The organism is Bradyrhizobium sp., from assembly GCF_019244115.1.
GTDB lineage: Bacteria > Pseudomonadota > Alphaproteobacteria > Rhizobiales > Xanthobacteraceae > Bradyrhizobium.
In genome coordinates this window covers 1-5727 of record NZ_JAFATE010000582.1, presented here as the reverse complement: position 1 = coordinate 5727, position 5727 = coordinate 1, and the positions used below count along the sequence as shown (strand labels likewise).

6 protein-coding genes are annotated in these 5727 nt (G+C 65.6%); 1 reads left to right on the top strand and 5 read right to left on the bottom strand.

All coding sequences use genetic code 11. The features are described from left to right. Positions 1-53: 53 nt before the first annotated feature. A complete protein-coding gene (locus JOZ76_RS25945; RefSeq protein ID WP_291703484.1) occupies positions 54-1250 on the bottom strand; it encodes a DUF2125 domain-containing protein in 1197 nt (398 codons plus the stop codon). A gap of 198 nt (positions 1251-1448) precedes the next feature. On the opposite strand from JOZ76_RS25945, the gene JOZ76_RS25940 reads away from it, so the two are divergent. Next, positions 1449-2057, top strand: a complete 609-nt coding sequence (locus JOZ76_RS25940; RefSeq protein ID WP_441300096.1) for a gamma-glutamylcyclotransferase — start codon at positions 1449-1451, stop codon at positions 2055-2057. Between the two features lie 252 nt (positions 2058-2309). Here JOZ76_RS25940 and JOZ76_RS25935 read toward each other — a convergent pair whose 3' ends face one another. The 4 genes from JOZ76_RS25935 to ftsE all read right to left on the bottom strand — a co-directional run bounded on the left by JOZ76_RS25935 (position 2310) and on the right by ftsE (position 5613). Then, entirely contained in the window at positions 2310-3077 is a 768-nt protein-coding gene (locus tag JOZ76_RS25935) for a lysophospholipid acyltransferase family protein (protein ID WP_291703479.1), read from the bottom strand. A 12-nt stretch (positions 3078-3089) separates the two neighbouring features. After that, positions 3090-3785: a YdcF family protein gene (locus tag JOZ76_RS25930; protein WP_291703486.1), complete on the bottom strand. Its 696-nt coding sequence runs from the start codon at positions 3783-3785 to the stop codon at positions 3090-3092. 207 nt (positions 3786-3992) lie between these two features. Then, on the bottom strand, positions 3993-4961 hold the full coding sequence (locus tag JOZ76_RS25925; protein ID WP_291703478.1) for a cell division protein FtsX: 969 nt from the start codon (positions 4959-4961) through the stop codon (positions 3993-3995). After that, positions 4954-5613: a cell division ATP-binding protein FtsE gene (gene ftsE / locus JOZ76_RS25920; protein WP_291703476.1), complete on the bottom strand. Its 660-nt coding sequence runs from the start codon at positions 5611-5613 to the stop codon at positions 4954-4956. The genes JOZ76_RS25925 and ftsE overlap by 8 nt, the downstream gene beginning before the upstream one ends. Positions 5614-5727 lie beyond the last annotated feature (114 nt).

The following is a 5727-nucleotide window of genomic DNA, read 5'->3' as shown; positions in this document are numbered from 1 at the left end:
GCGCACGCGCGGATCATGCAAGCGTCCGAAGAAGGCGGAGGGAAGCGCCTAGATCAGAACAGCGGCGGAATCTGCGCCACCTTGAACGGCCCGAAATACACCGCGCCATCGGCAAAGCGCAGCGGGAATGTCCGCGCCTTCCTGCCTTCCAGCACGGCCTCCTTGCCGATCGCATTGAGACCGGCCGCGACACCGATGGTGGCGTTCTGCCGGACGACGTTGCCAAGCCCGGGAAGCGCGCGGTCGAGCGCGCCCATCAGCTTGTTAATGTCCTGTGACTTCACGCCGGGGGCAACGCGGTCGAGCGTCGCCTGCGGCACGCCCTGCTCCAGCATCTTGTCGATGCCGAGCGCGGGCACGATCTTTTCGAGGCCCGCGACCGTCATCTGCAGTTCGCCATCGAGCGATCCGCTCGGGCTGAGCCCCAGCGTGCCCGTGGCGACCGCGATCACCTCGCCCTGCTGCACGCGCGACTGCACGATGTCGAGATGTCCGCCCGCGGCCTGGATCATGCGAAACCGTTCTGGCCAGGGGCGTGGCGACAGGTCCTTCAAGCCACTGACCGTGGTGTGGATGTCGGCCTCGAACGGGGTAGCCAGCAGCGGATGCTGCTCGAGGATCCGTCCCGCCGCGATTTCGAGCACGGCCTCGACGACGGGACGATCGGGCGGCGCACCTTCGACCTGACGGCCGTGCAGTTCGACATGCTTGGCGCCGGCGAGCGCCTGCCGCGCTGACCGGTCGACACGGTCGAGCGTCGGATCCTCGAACACGATGGAGGCGCGCTGCGGCACGCCGGGCAATCCGACCACGCTGCTGCGGCCCTTGCTCCAGTTTGCGACATAGGATGCGGCCCCGCCGGGGTCCGAAATCGTTGCCGGCGCGGAAAATTCCGCGATCACCAGTTTTGGATCATAGACCTGCGCGATGACGAGGATCTCGCCGAGCTTCGCCGTGATCGGCGTCGCATTTGCCGTCCGGTCCGCGGTCTGCGAGATCAGCTGCACGCTGACATCATCGCAACGCACTTCGAGGCGGAACGGAAAGCCCGCGACTGAGCGGCGGCCGCAATCATAGACCCGGCCGGCCTTCGCCTCCTTGGCGCGCCAGGCGTCGGTCACGACGTCGACCTGGGAGGCCGCGTAGAACCAGAACGCGCTCCAGGCGACCGCCACGATGAGAAGCAGCACGGGCGCGATGAAGATGGGCCATCGCGCATGGCGGCGCGGCGCTGGAACGTTAACGGACATCGGCGCTCCCCTCGAGCATGATCCGGACAGGTGCGAAGCGGTCTTCCGAAAAGATCATGCTCAAATAATAACCCAGGGCACGATGGCCCAAGCCCATCGCCTGTGGTCGTCAAATCCCGCTCAATAGCGATCGCGGGTTGAGCAATCAAGTTAACGCATTTTCATCCCCCGCCAAATTCTGCTAGCTGTTCTCTCGAAATGGCCGCAATGAACCTCTCCGAGCAGGATTTTTCCACAGGCGACCTCTGGGTGTTCGGCTACGGCTCGCTGATGTGGCGGCCGGGCTTCGATTTCCTGGAGCAGGTCCCGGCCCGGCTGGTCGGCGAACATCGCGCCCTCTGCGTCTATTCGTTCGTGCATCGTGGCACCCCGGAAAAACCCGGGCTGGTGCTCGGGCTCGACCGCGGCGGAGCCTGCCGCGGCGTGGCGTTCCGGGTTGCCGAAAATAACCGCGCCGAGACCGTCGCCTATTTGCGCGCGCGCGAACAGGTGACATCGGTCTATCGCGAAGTGATGCGCTCGGTCTGGCTGGAAAATGCGGCGCGCGAGCGCGTCAGCGCGCTCGCCTATGTGGTCGATCGCGGCCATGGCCAATATGCCGGGCGGCTGTCGCTTGCCGAACAGCTGCGCCTCGTCAGGCAGGGACACGGCCAGTCCGGCGCCAATCGCGACTATGTCATCGCAACCGTCAAGGCGATCGAGGCGGAGGGATTTCGTGACGCACAGCTGCATCGGCTCGCGCTGATGCTGCACGATGATCGGCATGCGCTGCACGCCCCGCCGCCGGAGACCGCGAGCGAGGCGTGACAACGAAACCGCTGGCCACACCACTCCCGCTTGCTGGAGGGGGCGCACTCTCGATGCGACTCCAATCGAACGCGATCTTTAGGCGTTAATACTTCTGCGTCGGAAACAGCTATATCCCCTCATCCTGAGGAGCGGCGTCTTCGCCGCGTCTCGAAGGATGAGGCCCGGAAATCCGCATCGGGGCCTCATGGTTCGAGATGCGCGCAAGGGCGCGCTCCTCACCATGAGGGTCTTATGACGCAGCAAGACTAACTACGCCTTCGCGGCCGCCGGTGCGCGGGCGAACAGCTCCGCCTGCTCGGCCTGTCCGGCGGCGACGAGACGACCGGTGGCCTCTTCGATCACGGCCTCGATGCGCATCATGAACTGATCCCGAGGCAAGCCCGGCGGCAGCGGATCGAGAAACTCGACGACCAGTGTTCCCGGATAGCGCAAAAATGTCCGGCGCGGCCAGAACAGGCCGGAGTTGAGCGCGACCGGCAGGCACGGCACCACGCAGTTCGCATAGATCAGGCCGACGCCGGTCTTGTAATGCGGCGGGGCGCCCACCGGCCTGCGCGTGCCCTCCGGAAAGATCACGAACTGCCGGCCGTGGCGCACCTCCTCCGCGGCGCGCCGCATCATCGCCTTCAGCGCGCGCGCGCCGGCGCCGCGATCGATCGCGATCATGTCCGACTTGATCAGGAACAGGCCGAACAGCGGGATCCATTTCAGCTCGCGCTTGAGCACGAAGAACGGCGCATCGAAGAAGCGCAGCAGCGAAATCGTCTCCCACATCGACTGATGTTTTGCGGCGACGATCAGCGGTCCCTTCGGAATCTTCTCGACGCCGCGGAACTCGACCTTGATGTTGCAGATCACGCGCATCAGAAAAATGTTGCTGCGCGCCCACCAGCTCGCGACCCGCATCAGCGCCGCGCGGGGCATCGCGAGCGTCGGCAGCGCGATGACGGCCCAGAACAGGAACACCGGATAGAACAGGATATTGAAGACCAGCGAGCGGAGGAAAATGGCGACCATCAGGAGACCCGATCAGTTGACTTGCGCCGTCGCGGGCCGGTGCGAGAGCACGCTGGCGGGCGGCTCTGAGAGCTCCGGGCCGAAATCCAGCCCGAGCGCGGCCAGGCGCACCCTCACTTCCGCGGCGACGTATTTGAAATATTCCGACAGCACGAGCCGCATTGTGGTGCCGTTCGCCCACCACGGTTCGTCGCGCCATTTCTCGCCGACCACCGCATAGGGGATCAGGACCACGTCCGGCATCGCGTGCGAGAATTCGACGATCGCGCGCGGCATGTGATAGTTCGACGTCACCACGATCACGGAGCGGAAGCCGCGCTCGCGCGCCCAGAGCCGCGCCTGCTCGGCATTGCCCTGGGTATTCTGGGCGGAATGATCGAGGTCGACGCAGCACCTGATGAACGACTGATTCTCCGGCAGCGCGCGGGAGATATCGCTGGCAGCGCTGGCAGGGTGCACGCCGGAGATCAGCAGCCGCTTGCCGTAGCCGGCCGCGAGCAGTTCCACTGCATCGGAGACGCGCGAGGATCCGCCGGTCAGCACGACAATGCCGTCGGCCTTGCGGTCGGGCCTCGCCTCGGCCTCGCGCAGCTGCGACAGGAACGCCAGAAAGCCGATGCCCGCCGCGGCGAAGACGATCGCCAGCACCGCCGACACCAGCGCGCGCGAGCGAGCGAGCCAGACATAGGCGGGACCGCGCTCGGTCATATGGTCGGGCTTGGGCGGCATGCGGCGCGCGTCGATCCTTCTGCTGTGCGAAACGAAGCCCGCCGAAAGGGGGCGCGTTCGCCGGTTCGAGCAATTGTAGAGGGTTTTCGACAGATATGCAGCCCGCCCGGTCGTCGATCAGTCGTGCGAGACGACCTATCCACGAACTCCGTTATCACCCTGCCCTGGAGGGTGAACTGCCGCGCGTCATTCGATCTCGTTGAGGGTGGCGAACAGCGTGCGCCGCGAGGCCCAGGCCGTGATGACGCCGATCAGCACGGCCTGCACGGCCAGCACCAGATAGCCGGAGGGACGCAGCGAGAAGGTGCCGAGCAGCGCCGCGAACTGGTCGCCAACCGCGGTGCCGGAAAACCATCCCGCAATGGATTCCGAAAAACCGAAGGCGAGCATGGCAAGCCCGCCGCCGATCAGCCCGCCCTCGAGACCGAGCCTGAGGAAATGCCGCTGGAAGCGGCCCGCGATGTAGCGGTCGCCGGCGCCGACGAAATGCAGCACCTCCACAATCGGGCGGTTGGCCGCCATCGCGCCGCGGGTCGCGAACGACACCGAAATGATGGTTGCGACGATCACCAGCGCCAGAATGCCGAAGCCCGCCGCGAGCGTCGCGCCGGTCATCGAGCGCATCCGCTCGATCCAGGCGCGATGATCGTCGACGCTGGCGGTCGGCGCGATCTGGTTCACCCTGCTGCGCAAATTGGCGAGATCCGGCCCGGCGCCGGGCTGAGCGCGGGCTACGATCACCCGCGGCACCGGCAGATCGTCGAGCGAGAGTCCGCTGCCCAGCCACGGTTCCAAAAGCTTCGAGGATTCGTCCTTGGTGAACGGCTTGACGTCGACGATGCCGGGCTGGGCGCGCATCGCGTCGGTGACCGCGGCCACGTCCTTCTCGATGTCGCGCCAGGCATATGGCCTGATCTGCACCGTGATCTCGCTCGCCACTTCCGATTGCCAGTCGGCCGCGGACGCGCTGACCAAAAGCACCGTGCCGGTCGTGATCGAAGCGAGAAAGGTCATGATGGCGACGACCGCGACCAGGGCCCGGCCGGAAATCGAGTTGCGCGGCACGATCGGCGACTGGTTCCGCGCCCGCGCCGCGATCTGCGGGCGCTCGAAGCCCAGGTCCACCAAGGTGCCGTGCTGTTCGGTCCTACTCATAGATGTGCAAGCGTCCCTGATGCAGAACCAGCCGCCGCGCCTCGTACTGGTCCATCAGCGAGATGTCATGGGTCGCGATAATGACCGCAGTGCCCGATCGATTCAATTCGATTAACAACCGGAGCAGCCGCCGTCCGAGCGTCGGATCGACGTTGCCGGTCGGCTCGTCCGCCAGCAGCAACTGCGGCCGCGAGATCACCGCGCGGGCGATCGCGGCCCGCTGCTTCTCGCCGCCGGACAGGATCGGCGGCAGCGCGTCCATCCGTTCGCCGAGGCCGACCCATTTGAGCAGATCGATCACTTCCTTGCGATAGCTCGATTCATCCCGGCCGAGAACGCGAAACGGCAGGGCCACGTTTTCATAGGTGGTCATGTGATCGAGCAGGCGGAAGTCCTGCAGCACGATCCCGATCCGCTTGCGCAGGTCCGCGATCTCCTCCTTGTTGAGCAGGGAGACGTCATGACCGAACAGGTTGACCAGCCCGCGGGTCGGGCGCATCGACAGGAACAGAAGCTTGAGCAGCGAGGTCTTGCCCGCGCCGGAGGGACCGGTGAGGAACTGGAACGAATTGGCCGGGATCTGGAACGTGAGGTCGCGCAGGATCTCCGCTCCCAGCCCGTAGCGCAGTCCAACATTCTCGAACCGAACCAAGCTCAGCTCCGTTCGACAGGGGTCCGGAACAGGAAACCAGAAGGGTTTTCGCCCTCGTCCGAGTTCTCAATCCGCCGCACCTTCCCCGTGCGGACATCGGACGGTCAAGGCGCT

Bases quoted from the DNA above. Each gene is read 5' to 3' on its own strand.
- JOZ76_RS25940 (WP_441300096.1), top strand. From the start codon at position 1,449: ATGGCCGCAATGAACCTCTCCGAGCAGGATTTTTCCACAGGCGACCTC.
- JOZ76_RS25945 (WP_291703484.1), bottom strand. From the start codon at position 1,250: ATGTCCGTTAACGTTCCAGCGCCGCGCCGCCATGCGCGATGGCCCATC.
- JOZ76_RS25930 (WP_291703486.1), bottom strand. From the start codon at position 3,785: ATGACCGAGCGCGGTCCCGCCTATGTCTGGCTCGCTCGCTCGCGCGCG.
- JOZ76_RS25935 (WP_291703479.1), bottom strand. From the start codon at position 3,077: ATGGTCGCCATTTTCCTCCGCTCGCTGGTCTTCAATATCCTGTTCTAT.
- JOZ76_RS25925 (WP_291703478.1), bottom strand. From the start codon at position 4,961: ATGAGTAGGACCGAACAGCACGGCACCTTGGTGGACCTGGGCTTCGAG.